The organism is Vibrio sp. CK2-1, from assembly GCF_021726515.1.
Taxonomy (GTDB): domain Bacteria; phylum Pseudomonadota; class Gammaproteobacteria; order Enterobacterales; family Vibrionaceae; genus Vibrio.
This window is the reverse complement of sequence record NZ_JAKKCJ010000003.1, coordinates 195,980-216,910: the sequence shown is the minus strand read 5'-3', so window position 1 is coordinate 216,910 and position 20,931 is coordinate 195,980. Positions and strand designations below refer to the sequence as shown.

Sequence of the window (20,931 nt, the reverse complement as noted above, 5' to 3'; positions counted from 1 at the left end):
TTAATGTCTGGCATTTGAGGGTATATTTCAAAAGCAAAAGAAATTACGCCGTTGTTTCTGGCGAAGCTTTGCTTTTCGATAAGTTAGCAATGTTTTCTTCTCTTAGCTCACGTCGTAAGATTTTACCAACATTACTCTTAGGAAGCTCTTCACGAAACTCAACGATTTTCGGAATTTTGTAGCCGGTTAAGTGTTCGCGGCAATGGGCGATAAGCTCTTCTTTGGTTAAGCTGTTGTCATTCTTCACTACGTAAATCTTAACGACTTCGCCTGAAGTATCATGTGGCTGACCAATCGCTGCCACTTCTAACACTTTACTATGTAGAGCAACCACATCTTCAATTTCATTCGGGTAAACATTGAAGCCCGACACTAAAATCATGTCTTTCTTACGGTCAACGATATACATGAAACCTTCATCATCAAAGCGCACGATATCACCGGTTGATAACCAACCATCTTGCGTGATCACTTCTTTGGTCGCTTCTGCGCGGTTCCAGTAACCTTCCATGACTTGAGGGCCACGAACTTGCAGCTCACCCGTTTGGTCAAAACGAAGCACGTTACCTTCATCATCAATAATACGAACTTCGGTCGATGGCATTGCTAAACCAATCGAGCCATTGTATTCAGTAAGATCATAAGGATAAGCGGCAACTAAAGGAGAACACTCCGTTAAGCCATAACCTTCCAATAAGTAGCATTTAGTAATGTTGATCCACTTCTCTGCCACCGCGCGCTGAACTGCCATACCGCCGCCGACGGATAAGCGTAAGTGACTAAAGTTCAGCTCTTTAAAGTCTTCATTATTGACTAGTGCATTAAATAAAGTATTTACCCCAGTAATGGCAGTAAATGGCACTTTTTGTAGCTCTTTAACAAAGGTTGGAATATCTCGTGGGTTGGTGATCAGTAAGTTCGCACCACCAATTTCCATAAATAATAAGCAGTTAATGGTTAGCGCAAACACGTGATAAAGCGGCAATGCGGTCACAACCGTTTCACGACCATCACGTAATAGAGAACCGTAAGCACCTTTGGCTTGCAGTACGTTCGCCACCATATTGCGATGAGTTAAAATCGCCCCTTTTGCTACACCCGTCGTGCCACCAGTGTATTGCAAGAACGCGATATCATCCCCTTCAAGGAAAGGTTTAACGTATTGCAGACGACGACCTTTATACAAGGCTTTGCGGAATGAAATAGCACCCGGCAAATGATACTTAGGCACTAAACCTTTAACGTACTTAACAATGAAATCAACCGCCGTGCCTTTCACTTTCGGCAGCATTTGACCAAGGCTAGTTAAAATAACGTGTTTGATTGGGGTATTGTCCACCGCTTTTTCTAACGTGTGAGCAAAGTTAGATACGATCACAATCGCTTTAGCATCGGCATCATTTAACTGATGTTCTAGCTCACGCGGGGTATAAAGTGGGTTAACGTTAACCGCAATCATACCCGCACGTAAAATGCCAAATAAAGCGATTGGGTATTGCAGTACGTTGGGCATCATTAGGGCAACACGGTCGCCTTTTTTCAATTTCAAATCATTTTGTAAGTAGGCGGCAAAAGCACGGCTGCGCTCTTCTAACTTACGGAAAGTCATCACTGAGCCCATATTCATAAACGCTGGTTGATCGGCAAACTTTTGTACCGATTGCTCAAACATTTCAATCAAAGAGCTGTATTGGTCAGGATTAATAGTTTCTGGCACATTCTCTGGGTAACGCTCTAACCACGGTTTTTCCACGGTACTTTCCTTTATTCTGTATTACATGCAGTTTCAATATTTACATACTTACATTATGAATAAACTACTATGCATTTTTATTATAAATTTGATTTCACAAAGTCATGCTTATACCCAAGTGACTTGGATATATAGTAACGACAATCACTTTTCAGGTTAATTATTTAAATCACATTTTCCGCTGTTTTTGTCTACAAAAGTGGCGATCAAGTCACTAACTTGCGTAAAAGATTCAATATGGCAATGATGCCCACCTTGTACGGTCACTTCATGGCAATGCTTTAAAGCAGCCTTTCTCATCACCGCACGGGTAAATTGTGGGAAACCACCATCTCCCAAAATCAATAAATTGGGGCATTCGATCGCTTGTAAATAAGCCAAACTTTGCTCTTCCGTCATGCGGTAAATTGACTGACATTTTAGCTTTGCATCATAACGCCAATACCAATGTTCATCGTTAAGATAAGTGCCTCTTTCGATTAAAGGCGTTAACTGTTTAGCCGTTAGCTGGTTGGCATGCATCCGATGTAAACAGGCATCATGTTGTGACTTATAACGTCGAATTGGTTTAGCTTGGATTCGTTGTCGACTCAATACACCTTTACGCAGACGAACAACGCTACTTTCAGCCGATTCACTCAGCGGCCCCAAGCCTTCAATTTGAATTAGCCCCTGCACTTTGTCAGGAAAGGCGGCACTATAGCAACTTGCAATTAAAGCACCAAGAGAATGACCGATTAAAATGCATTTATTTGGGGCGATATTCGTTAATAGCTCGTGAATATCGGCGATATAGTCGTGAAATGGATAAAAACTGTCCGCACTTCTATGTTGAGATAAACCATGTCCAGCTAAATCAATCGACAGTAAATGCCAATTTTTTTGCTGTGCGGTAGGAATTAAGGTTTCCAAAATTGGCGTAAAACTGGCTGCGTTATCCAACCAACCGTGCAAAAATAAAAGAGTCACATTGGCGTGACTCTCTTGTCCAAATTCAAGGCCGGATAATCGCAAATGAGATAACTGAATCTCTCTTTCTCGCAACATGATTTTGATATGCCCTATTTCACTTCTTGGATCACTCTAGCCCGAGTTGGCCCATAGTTGTGGCAAAAAGCGGAGCCTCGTAAACAACCACCCATCCACCAATCATCATTTTCAATATACGTTGATTTTTCGATAGTCCATAAACGTTGGCCATTGGCTTTCAATGTCGGAAAAGTATAAGAATATTCACCCACTTTCCCTTTTTCTGGCGCTGTACTTTGCCCAACGACAGTGATCAAGCGTCCCGATTTATAATTGACCGGCTCCAAGAAACCATCCACATAGGCGACAAAGCGCCCTTTCGGCTCACTCTCTAGGCTCGGCTTACCATTTGAGGAAATCGGCAAGTTTACAATTTCAATTCGGGTTTGATCTGGAAGATTGGTGACTTTGGTTATGATGCCACCTAAGCGAACTTCAACCGATTTATCTGGGTCGGAATTAATCCATTGTTGATAGTCAGTAATTGGCTGAGCAGAGGTCGCTTCTAGCTCAGGAGGCAAAGAAGAACATGCCGATAATCCAATAAGCATTAAAAACAACAAACCATACTTTTTCATGCTTTCATTCCTTATTGACTATCGGCATGTGTGATCACGAATACTCTCTATGACCGTAATAAACCCGCTCAAGTTCCATAGCAAAGTATGAGAACTTATTCGCGACCTGGCAGTTTTTTCCACGTCACTTTATCGCGTAGGTAGGTTGGGCTCGCTTGTTCAGCGTCAACCGTATTGCCTTTTTGCCATTCAAATTGGGCTAACACAGCAATGTCTTGCGCTTCAGGATACAAAACGTCACCTTTTGTCATCGATAAAGGTAGGTTCACTAATGATTCTTCATACGCATCCCAACCGGTGCCCGCTTGAGTCCACACGCCTTGTTGCGATGTTAGATGTTCAGCCAGTTCTTGTGGCGGGATCACGCATTCTAATTGGCCATCAGATACCGCAACAGCTTGCCATTCACCATTGGTTTGACGTTGATATTGACCCCAATAGATTTCACTCATACGCGCATCAATCGCTGCCACAACATTTTCAGATTGCTGAGTACGGTAAGTGGCTTGCGCCATCGCAGTTAATGTAGAAATACCAATCATTGGCAACTCAGCACCAAAGGCTAAACCTTGCGCAATACCGATACCAATACGCACGCCGGTAAAGCTACCTGGGCCACGACCAAAGGCTAGCGCATCGAGATCTTGTAGTGTGACACCGCCTTCTTTTAATACTTCATCGACCATTGGCAGAATTTTTTTAGTGTGATCACGAGGTGCCACTTCACTGCGTGCGATGATGCGATCATCAATCATTAAGGCAACAGAACAGTTTTCTGTTGATGTATCTAAGGCTAGGATTTTTGCGCTCATTAAGGCCTCAAGCTAGTTGTTGTCTATCATGACTCTAGGGTTTATTTACTATAGAGCATGATTGAGATAAGAATTCCGATACTTTATTTAAATCCCGAGTTCGTGGGATTGGCGGTAGGCTCTGCAAGAAGATCCCACCATAATCACGTGTCACTAAGCGATTATCGCAAATGATTAGCACACCTTTATCTTTTTGGTCTCGAATCAAACGACCTACCCCTTGCTTTAAGGTAATCACCGCATCCGGCAATTGTACTTCCGCAAATGCATCACCTTGTTTGAGTCGGCAATCTTCAATTCGCGCTTTGAGCAATGGATCATCTGGGGCAGTAAAAGGTAGTTTGTCGATGATAACACAGCTTAACGCGTCGCCTCTAACATCTATCCCCTCCCAGAAAGCGCCAGTGGCGACTAAAACCGCATTACCATGTTCGATGAATTCATTCAGCAGTTTTTGCTTACTGGTTTCACCTTGTACGAGTACGGGCAAATCAAGTTGCTCACGAAATAAATCCGCCAAACGACGCATCATTTGGTGGGAGGTACACAAAAAGAAACAGCGACCATTGTTGGCTTCAATCACCGGCCCTAGCATTTGAGCCAGCTTTTCTGCCATACCAACACTATTCGGTTCTGGTAAGTATCGAGGTACGCACAATAGCGCTTGAGATTGATAATCAAACGGACTAGGTAGAGTAAATTGTTGGGCAGGTTCAATACCTAGTCGTTCAGTAAAATGTTTAAAGTCATCACGTACTGCAAGGGTTGCCGAAGTAAAAATCCAACTGCCCTGCTTGGTGGCGATTTGCTCTTTAAATTTATCCGATACCGAGAGCGGCGTAATGTGCAACACAAAGTGGCGTGGGCTGCATTCAAACCAATAGGAATAGCCGGTAATGGAAGTATCACACACCCGAGTAAGGCGGCTTTTTATCATGTGAGTACGCTCATAGGCCGCATCTAATAACTCACTACGCCCTAGTGCAATTTTTAAAACTTCTAATGCTAAATCTAGCGCTTCGTGCAACCGTTCAATTTCACGCATTACCGCTTGAGATTTGATCGCCTCTCGCCAATTGCCACGAATACTTTTTCCAGAGGAGTTGGAGCCTTGATAATTGATATCACCAAGAATGATCCGTAAATCCATAAAGGTTTGCACGAGCTTAGTGGCGATTTTTTGCAACTGACGCATATCTTTCGCTTCAGTGCGATAGCCAATTTCAATATCTTTAGCCAGCTCTTGAATTTGGCGACTTGAAATCGATTGTCCAAAATATTGGCTAGCGATATCAGGTAATTGGTGGGCTTCATCGAAAATAAATACGTCAGCATCGGGAATTAACTCACCAAAGCCGGTTTCTTTTATTGCTAGATCAGCCAAGAATAAATGGTGGTTAACCACGACTAGATCAGAATCCATCGCTTTTTTGCGCGCTTTCAACACAAAGCAATCTTGATAACTTGGGCATTCTTTACCAAGGCAATTATCGTTGGTTGAGGTGATATTGCTGATAATCGGTGAATCTTCGGCTATCGCTTCACAATCTCCTAGGTCGCCAGTTTTGCTTTCCGATGACCAAGAGCGAACCTTGACCAGTTGTGATAACAACTCTGGATCTGCTTCATTGGTGTGGCTTTCAATTAATTGACGACTTAATCGGTCTAAGCACAGGTAGTTTGAGCGACCTTTTAGTAGCGAGACATGGCCAGTAAAACCTAGTGCATTCACCATTAATGGTAAATCTCGGTGGAATAATTGCTCTTGCAGGTTTTTCGAACCGGTACTGATGATGACTTTTTTACCACTCAATAACGCAGGAACTAGGTAGGCAAAAGTTTTACCGGTTCCGGTTCCCGCTTCAACCACCAGCTGCTGATCGTTTTTAATCGCTTGATGCACCGCTTCGGCCATATCTATCTGAGGCTGGCGCGGCTGAAACCCAGGAATGGCTTTACCTAGAGCGCCAGAAGAAGAGAATGTTTTTGAAATCATCAGATACCATTTCCTGAAACGTTAAAGCGAGAGTCTAATTAAAACAAGAGCCCAATTATGGCAGTTTTCCTCCCAACTGAACACATTCAAATCATTGAAGAACCATAGTTAAAAACTGCATAAACGATATGCAATAAACGCTCGATACTGTTTCGACTTGGTGTGCTACTTTTTAATCACAACCTTTCTCTCTTTAATCGTATTGAGGCTATTCCCATGAAAAAAGTATTCGCGTTAACCTTGTTGGCTTTAGCAACACAAACTGCTTGTTCAACATCTGAAACAGGTGTTGGTGCTGCCGGAGTTGCTCTACCTAGTAACCCATCTTTTACCCAATCTAACGGTGTTGCGGTTACCATGGATAATGTTATTCGTGCGGAAACGGCTAAATATTTTGCAGAGGAAACCCGTGTATCGGGTGGTAATAAATTCCGTCATGAACGTAACGGCATTGATTTGAATAACCAAACGGTCATCCGTTCTAACTTCGACCTAGTCTATTCATACGGTGTGTTTGACACTACAGGTGGATTAACGATTTCAGTACCTGATTACGATTTATATCAAAGTGTTCATGTGTTTGATGAAGACCACTTTACCGTTGCTGTGGTCTACCCTGGCGAAACCAAAACCATCCAAACTTCTGAGCTTTCTCACGGCAAACATGTGTACTTATTCATGCGCACTCAGCCACGCGCGATGGATGACAAAGGACTCGATGAACTGCATCAGCGCCAAGATTCTGTCAAAGTCACTTTTGGAACAGACAACCCACAACCTTATAAGAGTGACGTACAGTACGACTTAACCTCTTTTAACAACCTACGTAATGACTTAGTAAAACGTGGCCCTAAAGAAGCGGTAATTTATAAAGGCTTTGTGTCTAAAGGCGATGAAGTAATCACGCCACAATATCAACTCGTGAATATCGGTGGCTGGGGTGGCCTACCTGCAAAACATGCTTTTTACTGGGTTGTAGCACCTCAAGATGAAGCCGCACAAGCTGGTCAATGTAGTAGCACTACCTTCAAGCAACTACCCGTTCAATATGACAAAAATGGTTATTGGTCTTTAACAGCTTACAACCAAGATGGCTGGGTCAAGACCGAGCAATTTAAAATCGATTCGCATACTGCCGTTGCCAATAAAGACGGCAGCTACACCCTACATTTCAACTGTGGTGCTGATGCGGTCAACAACATCGAAGTAAAACCTCATTGGAATGCGTTAATGCGAGCTTATTTACCAACGTCTTTACCGGAAATCTTAAGCTTCTCCCAAGACATGATGAAAAATTCTCCGGTTGTGAGCCAAACTAAATAAAAGTTGAGAGTCTATTATGAAAAAGAATGTAATCACTATCTTAATGGCGGCACTATCAATCAGCACATTGCCGTCGCTAGCTCACGCTAAACCAAGCGATGTTGACCAATATGGTAATCCTGTTGGCTTAGTCGAAGTCCAAAATGCTCCCGTTACAGAGAAAAGTTTTGCGTACGCCATTCTTGATGTGGCAATGAACCAAGAGCTCAAACTGGGCGCGGATAATAAGTTCTACCACCACCGTTTACCGATGGAAATCGACAAGCAACCCGCTGTTCTTATGAATCGTGATACCTTGTACTCTTTCGCGATTATCGATGCTTCTCATGGCGCGAACATTCATGTGCCAAAAGGTGATGGCCGTTATGTTTCAGTGCATGTAATGGAACACGATCACACCACTAAAAATGTCTTTTACGGCGAAGGTAATTATAAAGTTGAGCCTAACTCAACCACCAAATTTGTCGTGATCAACATCCGTACTCAGGTTAATCCAAATGATCCTGCGGATATTGAAAAAGCCAATAAGATTCAAGATCAATACCAGATCACATTCCCTGACGGTTACAAACCTGAAACCTTCAAAATGACCAACTGGGACATGAAAGAGTTAGGGGCTTTAAAAGCTAAATATGAAAAAATTGCCGATACTCGTGGTTTGAGTAAAACTATGGGCGCGCGTGGAGCTTACCCGCAAGAAGATGTTAATGTCGGTGCGGCAGTAGCAACTGGGTTACTACCCGATAAAGATGCTTGGTATTCATTCGATAGTTATGACGTAGATAAAGCTCAATGTTATAGCGCCACTTACGATGTACCAGAAATGGCAGATCCTGCGTTGGGCTTCTATTCCATGACAATTTACGGCGATGACCTTTACTTGCACACAGAAGCAGGTTCAAGCCTATCTAACCATGAAATTGTTCCAAACAAAGATGGCAAGACGTTCACTCTACACTTTGGGACAAAAGACACTTGTGGTAGCGATGCACAGAACCTACTCATTGCTCCAACCGACAATTGGACACTGGCGTTCCGTGTGTACTTCCCGGGTGAAAGCGTGCAAAACAATGAATATAAATTAGCTACTCCACAATTGGCTAAATAAAAAACAGAGCCACTTTTAGATAGCTAAAATCAAGCCCTTCAACTTATTGAGGGGCTTTTTAATACTTGCTCAACTTCACTGATTAGCCATGAGTGAAAAGGGTTTTTCGCAAACTTGTTTGGCAAGAACAGACCAATATCACCCGCAGGGTTTGTCGGATAGTCCGCTAGCGGTATAGAACGATATTCATCACCTAGTGACGATGCAAACATACCGGAGCTTGGCATTAACATTTTTTGATCTTGCAAACAATTAAGCAACAACATCAAATTGCTGCTTTTTAATTTAATGTTCGATTCCAAACCTTGCGAGACAATCGCCTCGTTGGTGTAACTATCTTCATTAAAATCATTAACGATCACTTGTACCATCGGGTATTGCACCGCATCTTCCACGGTTACTTCTTCTACATCAAGAGGATGATTCTTATGCATCAACATAACAAAATGATCTTGGGTGACTTTTCTTTGTAGCAGCTGCTTAGAGACATTCAATGGATAGTAGTTAATGCCCATATCAATCTGCCCCGACAATAAGTTCTCAATGGTTGATGGCCCCCAATCTTCAATGAACAGCTTGGCTTGTGGGGCGACTTTTTGTAATCGCTCAAACAACTTTTCACCAAGTGCCGGTACAAAAAAGGCGTTCACGGCTAGGTGAATCGTCTGATCTAGTTTGTGGGGAGCAAACTCAATTTTATCGAATAGGATCGCTTCCAGTTGACTAATCACATCCGGCAAGTGAGTGGCGAGATACTCCGCTTTTGCCGTAGGTTGTAGCCCGGAAGGTTGGCGAATAAAAAGCTCATCATCAAAATGATCTCTTAATTTCTGCAAGCTACGACTCACTGATGATTGACTGGTAAACAGTCTCTCCGCAACTTTCGTAGTACTTCTATATTGATACAACATTAATAATAATCGTAATAAATCAATATCAGGAAGCTTCATCCATTTTTCTCTTTTTAAGTAATTGTGTATCGTCGATATTCAGCTAAGCGATCGATAATGCCTTAACCATAAAAATAATACGGTGATATTTATCGCCTTTTGTTGATGACTATTGGTATTACCATCTTGTAAGATGCTGAGTATTGAGAATTATCATGGCTTATACCCAAGTAATTTCAAGATGCGAGTTTCAGCAAGATTAAAACAAGCTTTAGACAAGGCAAATTGGACATGATCATAGTTATTCTATCTCTGTTCAATTTAACGCAGCATAAAGCTTGTTTTAACTTGCCCTTCGGGAGCTTCATCCAAACCTTTATACAGCGTCAGATTGGTTTGAAAGGTGCTTACATTCCTTCGCCAACCTTCCTTGCCTAAAGGTCTGGATGATAGCTCTGAATTCTGCATCTTGACGTCACTTGGGTATAAACAATAAGCGAATACGGAAACCGAATTATTATGAGCAGTATCGAACGCAAAACCCTTCTTACCCATTGCAGCGATGATCGTGGGTTAATCGCCAAAATTACCAATATCTGTTTTCAGCACCAGCTAAACATTATTCACAACAATGAATTTGTAGATAATGCTAGCGGTCACTTTTTCATGAGAACCGAGCTTGAAGGGACGTTTAATGATGAAGCGTTACTTGCGGATTTGGATCTAGCCTTACCAGCAAGCAGCAAACGCTCGTTAATCAGCTCATCACGCAAAAAAATCGTCATCATGGTGACCAAAGAAGCCCATTGCTTAGGTGATATTTTGATGAAAGCCTACGATGGTAGTTTAGATGTTGAAATTGCTGCTGTAGTAGGTAACTACGATAAATTGCAAACCTTAACCGAGCGTTTTGATATTCCTTATCACCATATTTCTCATGAAGGTTTAAGCCGTGAAGAGCATGAAGAAAAAATGCTTGAAGTGATCAAAGGCTATGACCCGCGTTACGTGGTACTGGCAAAATACATGCGCGTTTTAACGCCTAACTTTGTGGCGCAATTCCCGCATAAAATCATCAACATTCACCACAGCTTCTTACCTGCCTTTATTGGTGCAAAGCCGTATCAACAAGCGTTTGATCGCGGCGTGAAAATCATTGGTGCGACTGCGCACTTCGTAACTAACGATTTAGATGAAGGCCCAATCATTAAGCAAGATGTGATTCCAGTGGATCATAACTTCAGCGCAGCGGATATGGCGCAAGCTGGTCGTGATGTTGAGAAGAATGTATTGAGTAAGGCATTAAATAAAGTAGTTAATGACCATGTCTTTGTTTATGGTAATAAGACTGTAATTTTATAAACACTATTAATTCATAATAAAAAATAGGGGCGCTCGGTTGTTAGCTGAGCGCCCCTTTTCTTTTCAATAAGGCTAACGAGTTACGCTTGCTCGCTAGCTATCACTTCTTTTAACGTATGTGGATGTAGCTTAATACACACACCATTTTTTTTGAAAGCCACGGTCGGATTGGCCAAACGCTCCCCTTCTCCTTGCGGGCTGGATAATTTCACTTTGATCCCTTTTTCACCCAAGCTATCCCAATTAGCTTTTAATTGCGGAAATGCGGCTTTTACCTCTCCGACAAACTCCGGTGCAGTTTGCGCAGAACTAGGCACCACAAACTCCACATGCTCCCAACCTTCATTCGGATAAGTTTTATCACTTGGATAAGGCAACTCTAGGCATTCAATACTATGGTTTTCAATCTGTAACGGCTTATCAAATTCAATCACAATAATTGGGCGGCCATTAATCATCGCATTGGAAATTTGCGTGCCCTGCGTTAGCCACTCTTGATGGGCATTTTTAGCCACATCAAGATCATTAATTCGCATTGCAACATGGTCAGCCACAAGAGGTTGAATATCGATTCCCAACTCATCTGCCAAGGTTAGAGTATCACCCCAAAAACGAGGTAAATCCGCTAGCAAGGTTTTCGGGAATAATGAGTGAGGCGATAAAGAAGTGGGTGCTGAGGTAGTCATCGTCATGGACATCCAAAATATGAAGTTATAGTGGAAGTGTATCTGAAATATTTCGGCAACCAAAGCAATTGAAATAGTCAATACACTCAAGTGACATGGGTATAAGGCGATGGTTTAAGAGTTAGTGCGAATAAACCCAATAAAATCACTTTAAATTGCAGATTAGGTTTTTCATGTCGCCGTAAATATTGGTATCATAGATCACATTTTCTAATTAAAAATTTTGACTGGTTGTCGACCGAAAGTACAACCACTCTTACAGCTACTACATAGGAAGCACACGTGAATATTGCAGCCCTTATTAATGACAAAGTATCGAAAGCTCTCGAAGCCGCTGGCGCACCCGCTGGAAGCCCAGCAACAGTTCGACAATCAGCCAAAGCACAATTTGGTGATTACCAAGCAAACGGTGTTATGGGTGTAGCAAAAAAATTGGGTATGAACCCTCGTGAGTTTGCGCAAAAAGTAATTGATGTTTTAGACCTAGACGGTATTGCGAGCAAAGCTGAAATTGCTGGCCCGGGTTTCATTAACATCTTCCTAGACCCTGCTTTCTTAGCCAAACAAGCTTCTGCTGCACTAGCCGATGAACGTTTAGGCATTGCCACTCAAGAGCAACAAACTATCGTTGCCGATTACTCTGCGCCAAACGTTGCTAAAGAAATGCACGTTGGTCACTTACGTTCAACCATCATCGGTGATGCGGTCGTTCGTACCCTTGAGTTTTTAGGCCACAAAGTGATTCGTGCTAACCACATCGGTGACTGGGGTACGCAATTTGGTATGTTGATTGCCAACCTTGAGCGTGTTGAAAAAGAACAAGGCGAAGTTTCAATGGAACTGGCCGATCTTGAAGGCTTCTACCGCGAATCGAAAAAGTTATACGATGAAGATGAAGCGTTTGCAGAACGTGCTCGTGGCTACGTAGTTAAACTACAAGGCGGTGATGAACATTGCGCGAAAATGTGGAAGAAATTGGTCGATGTCACCATGATCCAAAACCAACGTAACTATGACCGTCTCAATGTTTCTCTATCTCGTGATAACGTGATGGGTGAAAGCATGTACAACGACATGTTGCCAACTATCGTCGCTGACCTAAAAGCACAAGGTTTAGCGGTTGAAGATGATGGCGCGCAAGTCGTCTTCCTAGATGAGTACAAAAACAAAGATGGCGAACCTATGGGCGTTATCGTGCAAAAACGTGATGGTGGTTACCTGTACACCACTACCGATATTGCTTGTGCGAAATATCGTTATGAAACACTAGGTGCGGATCGCGTGTTGTACTTCATCGATTCACGTCAACACCAACATCTAATGCAAGCTTGGACTATCGTACGTAAAGCCGGTTATGTGCCTGAGTCTGTTTCTCTTGAACACCACGCTTTCGGCATGATGCTAGGTAAAGATGGTCGTCCATTTAAAACTCGCGCTGGCGGTACGGTTCGTTTAGCCGATCTTCTTGATGAAGCGACAGAACGTGCACAAAAACTGATTGAAGAGAAAAACCCAGAGCTTGCGACAGAAGAAAAAGCCAACATTGCAAATACTGTTGCAATGGCAGCGGTAAAATATTCTGATCTTTCTAAGCATCGTACTACCGATTACATCTTCGACTGGGACAATATGCTTGCATTCGAAGGTAACACTGCTCCTTACATGCAATATGCTTACACTCGTGTGGCGTCTATCTTTGCTAAAGCAGGAATCGACATGAACAGCCTATCTGGCGATATCATGGTCGGTGATGACAAAGAAAAAGCTCTGATTTCGAAACTTCTTCAATTTGATGAAGCCGTGACATCAGTTGCTCGCGAAGGTCAACCTCATCTAATGTGTAGCTACCTATTTGAGCTAGCCGGTCAGTTCTCTAGTTTCTATGAAGCTTGCCCTATCTTGAGCGCTGAAGATGAAGCCGTGAAGCAAAGCCGCTTGAAACTGGCTGCGCTTACCGCTAAGACCATCAAACAAGGTCTTGACCTACTAGGTATCGAAACCTTAGAGCGCATGTAATCAATACGCGTTACTAATATATAAATGATCCCCTTGAGCAATCGAGGGGATTTTTTTATCCATTTGGTGATATGCTTTTCTAATACCAAATACAACAACGATATGAAGGTTAATCATGAGTTTTACACTGCATCCACAATTGCAAAAAGACACAGATGTTATCGGTGAATTCCCTCTTTGTTTAGCGCTACTGCATAAAGAAAATATCGGACCTTGGGTGATCTTAGTACCTAAAATTAATGACCTTCAAGAGTTGCATCATTTACCGATGGAACAGCAGCAGCAATTTCTAGTTGAATCTCAAACGGTATTTGAAAACCTAGAGAAGTTATTTAATCCTAAGAAGCTCAATTTAGGCGCACTTGGAAATATGGTACCGCAATTGCATATTCATCATATTGCGCGTTTTGAAACCGATGTGGCTTGGCCGGGGCCGGTTTGGGGAAATACAGAAGGGAAACAACGTTCAGCGCAAGAAACTGAAAGCTTAATTCAGACTCTTGCAGATGCCTTTAAAAATCAATACCCGCAATTTAGCCGCTAAGCTGATACCAGTAAAAAGATTGCTCCCCATAAAAAAGACTAGCGACAATAAAAAATCTGGCACCAATAGAAAAGGCTCAGAACGTTCACATTCTGAGCCTTTCTTATTATTCCGCAGTCAGCTAGTTAATGTTAACCACATCAATTCGTAGTGCTTGCTCTTTTTGTCCAATCTGCTTTAAGCGAATATAAACAATCACAAAAGCAATCAGCATCAAACCAATCCACAAGCTGCTCGATAATGGATGCACAGCAAAGCTGGTGGCTTGATAATAAATGACCGCAGAAGCATAAGCTAAGAACATGGTCCACAAGCCAATAAAGCGCGCAAACTTAGGCCCAAATTCACGAACATACGCCCCCATCGCTGCGACACATGGTGTGTATAGTAAGATAAACAATAAGTAAGCAAAGGCTGCCCCCCCCGTCACAAAGTAGGCTTGTAAATTACCAAAGATACCTGAGCTTACGCCTTGTTCTTCGGCAGCGGCAGTTGAATCACCTAGATCGCCAACTTCAATACCAAGAGGATCACTAAAGCTCAGGCCTGCAAGGTTATCAGGGATAGTTTGCAACGCTTCTTTAAGGCTATCCACTAAGTTAAATTCTGCATCTTCTTCTTGTGGATCTGAATATAGATTATTCAATGTTCCTACTACCGCTTCTTTAGCAAAAATACCGGTAATAATACCAACTGTCGCTGGCCAGTTATCTTGATCTACCCCCATAGGTGCAAATACAGGCGTAACAACTTGTGCTGCTTTCGATAACACAGAGTTTTGGCTATCTTCATTACCAAACGAGCCATCGGTTCCGAGTGAATTAAAGAAGCTTAATACTGCGACTACGATAACAATCGTCTTACCAGCACCAAGTACGAAACGTTTTAATTTCTGCCATGTTTTAATGATCACATTACGCATCGTTGGGATTTCATAATCGGGAATTTCCATTATGAAACTACTGCTCTTACCTGGATAAAGCGTTTTCTTAAGTAGCATACCGGTAAATACCGCCGCCAAAATACCAAGTAAATAAAGAGCAAACACAACATTTTGACCGCTATGTGGAAAGAATGCTGCTGCAAATAAGGTATATACCGGTAAACGCGCACCACAAGACATAAATGGAGCCATCGCCGCCGATAACTTACGTTCACGCTCTTGGTCCATGGTACGAGTTGCCATAATCGCCGGCACGTTACAACCAAAGCCTAAAATCAGTGGCACAAACGCCTTACCCGGCAAGCCAATTTTTTGCATCACTTTATCTAATACGAAAGCTGCACGAGCCATATAGCCTGAGCTTTCTAGTAACGATAAAAACAAGTACAAACAAGCAATCACAGGAATGAAAGTCGCTACTGTTTGAATACCACCACCAATACCATCAGCCAGTACCGTGACTAACCAAACCGGCAAGTGTCCATCGAGTAAATAATGCCCGCCATCAACCAATATTGCTCCAACACCAATATCGAAAAAGTCGATAAAGGCACTACCAATATTGATAGAAAACATAAACATTAAGTACATAACACAAAAGAAAAATGGAATACCAAACCATTTGTTCAAAACAATCTGATCCACTTTTTGCGTGAAGTTTTTACTTAAAGCAGAATCAAGGATACGAACTTGCTTACACACCTCATGTAAGTAGCTATATTTGGTATTTGTAATCGCGAGATCGATATCAAAATCCGCCGATAACCTTTCTGATAATGCTTTATGTAGTTCTAAATCATTTGCTGAAAGGTGAGATAGCATTAAACCATCTTGCTCTAACGCACGAATAGACATAGCACGAGGAGAAATAATACGCTCAGCAGGCCATAGCGGGTTTAACTCAGCAATCGCTGATTCGATTTGAGAACCGTAATCAAGATGCAGACTTTCAAGCTCAATAGGCGTTTGGGATATTTTATGAAGGTCATCTTTAAACTTGGCGACTTGCTGCTTATTGATAGCGGAAAGAATGTAAACCGGACAACCGAGTTCTTTCGATAACGCATCAACATCAATTTCTTGGCGCTCACGATGTAATGCATCCAACTTATTGAGCACTACGATCATTGGACGACCTAATTCACGCAATTGCAATGTCATATATAAACTGCGTTCAAGGCTAGTGGCGTCCACCACATTAATGATCAGATCAGCCTGCATGGCCGAAACCGCTGAAGAAGCGATCGACTCATCAATACTATTGGCATCATTGGCACTGTCTAATGAATAAATACCAGGTAAATCGGTGAGGTTAAATTGCGTTTGCTTATGGTTAAAAGAGCCGGTCTTTTTCTCAACCGTTACACCAGCCCAGTTGCCAACATGCTGCTTAGCACCCGTTAGGCCATTAAATAATGTTGTTTTACCACTGTTTGGGTTACCAACGGTTAAAATATTAAAGCTCATTGGCCCACCTCAATCTCAATTTCTTCGGCTACTTTGCCTCTTATTGCTAAAGACACTCCGCGCACTTCAACTTGTAATGGATCACCTAAAGGGGCTTTACGAATTAAGGTCACTGGGGTATTGGGTAACATACCCATGATCATTAGCTTTTTTCTAATGTCATTTGGAAGCGCATTTAAGTGCACAATATTGGCACTTTGACCCATTTTTAATTCACTTAATTTCATACTGTAATAAAACCTTTAATGAGAACCATTAGCATTTGCATGTATAATACACTTTATTACATTTCATTTCTTGCGTTAGGTCAATTTAACATTGCAATGGAATAGCTATTTGTCACTTAAATTCTCTGTTGTGGGAAAAGGTGGCATCTGGATTTAATGTCAAAATCGTCAGATCTGTTTTTTGGTTTACGTCAAAACCGTCAATTTGAAAAATTACCCCAGAAAAAGCACCCAACCCCACAACCAACTAAATCATTGAAATTTAAAGAATATCGATAATAATTATCAACTTGTCGCTAATTTCATATATCTATGTCGTTATTTTTATACGAAAAATAAGTCCATTCCAGTATAAATACATCTATCGATAGCACGTAGTTATCTAACCTTTTTATTCCTGATGTGTATTGTCTATCAATACACTCCGGCAGCAAGCGAAGGTGTCATTACACCCGTGACATGATCCCCCCGGTTATGTCACGTTTTTTTTATTCATAAGTAAGGGCGTGTTGTTTTAAGCAACACGCCCTTATTTGATCTTAGCTTTATAATTTGCCAATTTCTGCTGAGGTTAGCGCTATTAGGCTCCCCAAATCACTCTATTGAGTTTTCAATAAACTTAGACGGTGACAAGCCAAAGTAATGCTTAAACCTTTGGCTGAAGTATGACGGGTCATTAAAGCCGGTTTCAAAAGCAGTGTCTGATATTTTCTCACCTGAAATTAATAACTCGCAAGCCTTTTCTAAACGCACTTTGGTTACATAGTCCATAAAAGACCCACCAGATAAGGATTTAAACTTTCTCTGCAAGCTTCTCTCCGATACAAACAGCATCTTGGCGGCATGACAGGTACTAAAATCAGGGTCGGGATAATGCTTCTCAACCAATTGATAAACTTTATCAAGCCAATCATTTTGAACTTTGCTATTCGATGGTTTATTTGCATTGTGAGCTTCCTGCTGGGAAGTAGGCGTTTCGACAATGCAGGCACCTTCATCTATATTCGTAGAGGGGATGCACGCTTCGACAGGCCATGAGATAGATAAGCGCGTTCGATGTATTAATTGATTATAATGAAAATCAAAATGCCCCCCACTGTGCTCAGCCATTTGGGCAATAGCAGATAGAGAAGTATCTGATAAGGTAAATTTAGGCTCAAAGCCCGCTCTACCAAACTCTTGCGCTTCAAAAGCCTGTATTTCGTCTTCAGAGATACCTTCTCCGGTATCTTCGATAGAAATAAGGAGTCGACCATCAGTAAGTTTAGCGGAGAGATGAATGATTTGATTGGCATCTGAACGGATCAAAGCACTCGCCATCAAGGTATTTAATATCATATCAAGGTTAAAGTGTTTAACCTTAACCAAACAGCCTTGACTACTATCTTCAACAAGCAAAGTGATCCCAACTTTATCCGCTTCCTGTTGCCAACCTTTCACTACGGCTTTAACAACAAAGGACACCACTTGCCCATCAAATACCGTGCACTCTGGAGTCTTATTGTCATATAACGCCAAAATTTGCTCTAAAGGCTCTAGAGCTTGCTCTGTGTGACTTAACGCAGGGGTATTTTTGAGGTCACTCTTGTGTAGGTAATCTTTCAGGTCATCAAGATTTGATTTAGCTTTAGTTACTCGTTCGCCGACCAATATACGCCTAGTCTGAGCTTGCTTGCGTAGCTGCATATTGCTGCTAACCAATAATTGACTTTGATGCCTTAATTGCTGAGTTTTCAGGTTTATCAAACGCCTTAACCTTGCATTGGTTTTCACCATAATTTTGGAGCGCCATGCAATCAGCAGTACAATGCTACCAATCAGCAATACCGCAAAAATAGCCACACTACTCGGAAGCAAATACCAAGGTTTGCTCACGATAAAACTATACCTCGCCCCAGAATGACTGGTTCCCACCTGAGACATGGTCTTTAATTCTAAGGAGTAACGACCTGGCTCTAAATGTTCAAAGGTTAACTGTGAGCCTTGAAAATCCACCCAGTTTTCTTTTTCACTGCCGAGCAAACGATACTGCACTTGTGGCACTTCAAAATTCGGCAAAATACCAAATAGCACGCTGACTGAGCGGCCATAATTAACCTGAATATCGCTATTGGTTTGCGGCGCGACCATTATCACTGAGTGCTCAACTTGAAACTCACCAACCAACACATCATTGGTGGGCAATTCGGTTTGAATAAGTGTTTCCGTTGAAGCAAAAATAAGACCCAGACGTGTAGTAAGTACTAAGGTTTTGCCATTCGGTGATACGCTACAACCATTGGGAAGAAACTCATTGGCTACGATACCAAATGGTGTAGGGAAATAACGAGAAAGCGCGGCAGTTTGATCATAATAATGGATACCTTTGGTAGTGGTAACCCAAGTACCTAGCTCCGAGCCTATAGCACAAAGAGGAATGCTATTTGAATGAGGTAAGCGGACTTTAGTTGCATTGATATCGCCATCTTGCATGTGTAATAAACCGTAGCTACTCGCACTCCAAACCTGATTATTAACCGATTCAGTAATAGAGGCTACATCGCCATAATCCGCACTTCTCGAGTCAAACCTTATCGCTTGGTTATTATATTGATAGACCCCATGATCGGTACCAATCCAGAGCTTCCCACTATCCCCCGGATAAAGACTAGTAATTGTAGATGGCCCATATTGCTCCACCATCCATTCAAGCCCTAATTCATCGGTCATTTTTTGCTGCGGTGAATAACGATAAAGCCCAAGTTCATTCGAGATCCAGACATTACCCTGATTATCGGCGACTAAGTGAGAAATGCGGCTCCCAGACCATTTATTTTGTTTACGAATAACGTTTGCAACACCAGAATCCGTATCATAACGGATCAGCTTATCGCCTTGGCTTAGCCATAATATATGCTCGAACTGGCTGATATGAGAGACGTTGTAATCTAACAACTTTTCGACTTTGTTTTCTTTATCATCAACATGGCTCGCCGTTACCTTAAATAAACCTAAGTTACTTGCCAGCCATGCCGTTCGCTCATTAATTGCGACGACATCATTAATATGTAGGTAAGGTAAATTGTATTTCTCTCGCCCAAATCGGACTCGTTTAAATAGACCGCTAGTTTGTGAGTAGTAATTGATGCCTTTGGCGGTGGCAATCCAAATCCCACCTTTATTATCAGCACTTAGCCCCATGATATTGTTATTTGATAGCGCCAAATCATCCTGATAGCTGCCATAAATATGCTTCGTCAATTGGCTGTCTAATTGATGAACAAATAAACCTTTTTTAGTACCAATCCAATAATCGCTCGGGGTAATTAAGATAGTTTGAACCTGCCCTGAAGCAATCATCTCAACGTCTGGTTTGATGGTGGCCATATTTAGGCTAAAGGCCCCACTTTGCGTTCCAACCAGTAGGCGTAGATTTTTTTTATCAAAAGCTAATTGATTAATATTAGAGAAGTGTTTGGATAATACTCGTCGAATGCCCGTTTTTTCTAAATAGAAAAGCGATTGACTGGTCGCCACTACCCACTTTCCGGCAACTAAAGTGGCACTAACAATTCCGCTATTGTCTCGGGTTGAGCCTTGGGTAATTTGTGATACAGGGATAGTGTGGTGTTCACCGGTCTGAGTATCAAAGGTATGAAAGCGATGACTGCCATACAGCCACACGACTTGTTCAGATTGCCCTATCGCTTGGAATAACTCTTTCTCTTGGCTTTCAAACACCACTTCCTTATGTCCGGTATTATCAACTTTAAGTAAGCGCCCACTATCAATATACCAAAAGTATCCTGCTGCGTAGGTTACATGGTTAGTATCATGATTGAATGCTCGCCCCGGAAGAAGTGAAAAGTGTTGACCGTCAAAGTAGTAAATTTGGTTTTGAGTATCTTGAACCCAAACGCCGCCTTTTTCGTTCGGAAACAATTTTTTGGCCGTCAAAAAATGACCTTGCGCTTGGCTTGGTAAAGAATAAAAAATGGAATCTGTTTCTATCGCATTGACGGAAAAAGAAACTACCAGCAACACTAAAAACCGAAAAATACGCAAAGTCACAAACTGCCTTAATGATTACCAAGCGGAACACTGCAAAATTATGGCACACTAGCCATCAATTTAAACAGATATTTTGCGACAATTAATATGTTGGTGATCCAGTGCATGTTAATAATGACTGACGCTGGAGAAAACGAGATCTAGGAA

General features: G+C 41.9%; 15 protein-coding genes. 5 read left to right on the top strand and 10 right to left on the bottom strand.

The window, feature by feature from the left end:
* Positions 1-43: 43 nt before the first annotated feature.
* The 5 genes from fadD to L3V25_RS09640 form a co-directional block, all read right to left on the bottom strand.
* A complete protein-coding gene (fadD, locus tag L3V25_RS09660) occupies positions 44-1,753 on the bottom strand; it encodes a long-chain-fatty-acid--CoA ligase FadD (protein WP_237295162.1) in 1,710 nt (569 codons plus the stop codon).
* A gap of 156 nt (positions 1,754-1,909) precedes the next feature.
* Positions 1,910-2,800, bottom strand: a complete 891-nt coding sequence (locus L3V25_RS09655) for an alpha/beta hydrolase (protein ID WP_237295161.1) — start codon at positions 2,798-2,800, stop codon at positions 1,910-1,912.
* Positions 2,801-2,814: 14 nt separating this feature from the next.
* The gene (locus L3V25_RS09650) at positions 2,815-3,360 is read right to left on the bottom strand and encodes a Slp family lipoprotein (RefSeq protein ID WP_237295160.1); all 546 of its coding nucleotides are present in this window, start codon (positions 3,358-3,360) and stop codon (positions 2,815-2,817) included.
* A 95-nt stretch (positions 3,361-3,455) separates the two neighbouring features.
* Positions 3,456-4,172 carry a tRNA (adenosine(37)-N6)-threonylcarbamoyltransferase complex dimerization subunit type 1 TsaB gene (gene tsaB, locus L3V25_RS09645; RefSeq protein WP_237295159.1) on the bottom strand — a complete coding sequence of 239 codons (717 nt, stop codon included), beginning with the start codon at positions 4,170-4,172 and terminating at the stop codon, positions 3,456-3,458.
* A 34-nt stretch (positions 4,173-4,206) separates the two neighbouring features.
* Positions 4,207-6,168 carry an ATP-dependent DNA helicase gene (locus L3V25_RS09640; protein ID WP_027697025.1) on the bottom strand — a complete coding sequence of 654 codons (1,962 nt, stop codon included), beginning with the start codon at positions 6,166-6,168 and terminating at the stop codon, positions 4,207-4,209.
* Positions 6,169-6,384: 216 nt separating this feature from the next.
* Here L3V25_RS09640 and L3V25_RS09635 point away from each other — a divergent pair, with 216 nt between their 5' ends.
* Positions 6,385-7,491 carry a DUF1214 domain-containing protein gene (locus L3V25_RS09635; RefSeq protein ID WP_237295158.1) on the top strand — a complete coding sequence of 369 codons (1,107 nt, stop codon included), beginning with the start codon at positions 6,385-6,387 and terminating at the stop codon, positions 7,489-7,491.
* 16 nt (positions 7,492-7,507) lie between these two features.
* Complete coding sequence (locus tag L3V25_RS09630) at positions 7,508-8,599, top strand: DUF1254 domain-containing protein (protein WP_237295157.1); 1,092 nt, start codon at positions 7,508-7,510, stop codon at positions 8,597-8,599.
* A 38-nt stretch (positions 8,600-8,637) separates the two neighbouring features.
* On the opposite strand, the gene L3V25_RS09625 is transcribed toward L3V25_RS09630, so the two are convergent.
* Entirely contained in the window at positions 8,638-9,549 is a 912-nt protein-coding gene (locus tag L3V25_RS09625) for a LysR family transcriptional regulator (protein WP_237295156.1), read from the bottom strand.
* Between the two features lie 459 nt (positions 9,550-10,008).
* Between L3V25_RS09625 and purU the strand changes: the two genes are divergently transcribed.
* Entirely contained in the window at positions 10,009-10,851 is an 843-nt protein-coding gene (gene purU / locus L3V25_RS09620) for a formyltetrahydrofolate deformylase (protein WP_237295155.1), read from the top strand.
* Between the two features lie 80 nt (positions 10,852-10,931).
* Here purU and L3V25_RS09615 read toward each other — a convergent pair whose 3' ends face one another.
* Complete coding sequence (locus L3V25_RS09615; RefSeq protein ID WP_237295154.1) at positions 10,932-11,543, bottom strand: VOC family protein; 612 nt, start codon at positions 11,541-11,543, stop codon at positions 10,932-10,934.
* Positions 11,544-11,819: 276 nt separating this feature from the next.
* Here L3V25_RS09615 and argS point away from each other — a divergent pair, with 276 nt between their 5' ends.
* Together argS and L3V25_RS09605 are read left to right on the top strand one after the other, a co-directional pair.
* Complete coding sequence (argS, locus tag L3V25_RS09610) at positions 11,820-13,553, top strand: arginine--tRNA ligase (protein ID WP_237295153.1); 1,734 nt, start codon at positions 11,820-11,822, stop codon at positions 13,551-13,553.
* A 112-nt stretch (positions 13,554-13,665) separates the two neighbouring features.
* A complete protein-coding gene (locus L3V25_RS09605; RefSeq protein ID WP_237295403.1) occupies positions 13,666-14,097 on the top strand; it encodes an HIT domain-containing protein in 432 nt (143 codons plus the stop codon).
* 121 nt (positions 14,098-14,218) lie between these two features.
* On the opposite strand, the gene feoB is transcribed toward L3V25_RS09605, so the two are convergent.
* The 3 genes from feoB to L3V25_RS09590 form a co-directional block, all read right to left on the bottom strand.
* Positions 14,219-16,507, bottom strand: a complete 2,289-nt coding sequence (gene feoB, locus L3V25_RS09600; RefSeq protein ID WP_237295152.1) for a Fe(2+) transporter permease subunit FeoB — start codon at positions 16,505-16,507, stop codon at positions 14,219-14,221.
* Positions 16,504-16,734 carry a ferrous iron transport protein A gene (locus L3V25_RS09595; RefSeq protein WP_027697019.1) on the bottom strand — a complete coding sequence of 77 codons (231 nt, stop codon included), beginning with the start codon at positions 16,732-16,734 and terminating at the stop codon, positions 16,504-16,506. Before L3V25_RS09595 ends, feoB begins: the two co-directional genes overlap by 4 nt.
* 594 nt (positions 16,735-17,328) lie before the next feature.
* Entirely contained in the window at positions 17,329-20,784 is a 3,456-nt protein-coding gene (locus L3V25_RS09590) for a helix-turn-helix domain-containing protein (protein ID WP_237295151.1), read from the bottom strand.
* Positions 20,785-20,931 lie beyond the last annotated feature (147 nt).

Coding starts and splice junctions, on each gene's coding strand:
- L3V25_RS09630 (WP_237295157.1), top strand. CDS start 7,508: ATGAAAAAGAATGTAATCACTATCTTAATGGCGGCACTATCAATCAGC.
- feoB (WP_237295152.1), bottom strand. CDS start 16,507: ATGAGCTTTAATATTTTAACCGTTGGTAACCCAAACAGTGGTAAAACA.
- L3V25_RS09650 (WP_237295160.1), bottom strand. CDS start 3,360: ATGAAAAAGTATGGTTTGTTGTTTTTAATGCTTATTGGATTATCGGCA.
- purU (WP_237295155.1), top strand. CDS start 10,009: ATGAGCAGTATCGAACGCAAAACCCTTCTTACCCATTGCAGCGATGAT.
- L3V25_RS09615 (WP_237295154.1), bottom strand. CDS start 11,543: ATGACGATGACTACCTCAGCACCCACTTCTTTATCGCCTCACTCATTA.
- L3V25_RS09635 (WP_237295158.1), top strand. CDS start 6,385: ATGAAAAAAGTATTCGCGTTAACCTTGTTGGCTTTAGCAACACAAACT.
- L3V25_RS09625 (WP_237295156.1), bottom strand. CDS start 9,549: ATGAAGCTTCCTGATATTGATTTATTACGATTATTATTAATGTTGTAT.
- tsaB (WP_237295159.1), bottom strand. CDS start 4,172: ATGAGCGCAAAAATCCTAGCCTTAGATACATCAACAGAAAACTGTTCT.
- L3V25_RS09595 (WP_027697019.1), bottom strand. CDS start 16,734: ATGAAATTAAGTGAATTAAAAATGGGTCAAAGTGCCAATATTGTGCAC.
- L3V25_RS09655 (WP_237295161.1), bottom strand. CDS start 2,800: ATGTTGCGAGAAAGAGAGATTCAGTTATCTCATTTGCGATTATCCGGC.
- L3V25_RS09640 (WP_027697025.1), bottom strand. CDS start 6,168: ATGATTTCAAAAACATTCTCTTCTTCTGGCGCTCTAGGTAAAGCCATT.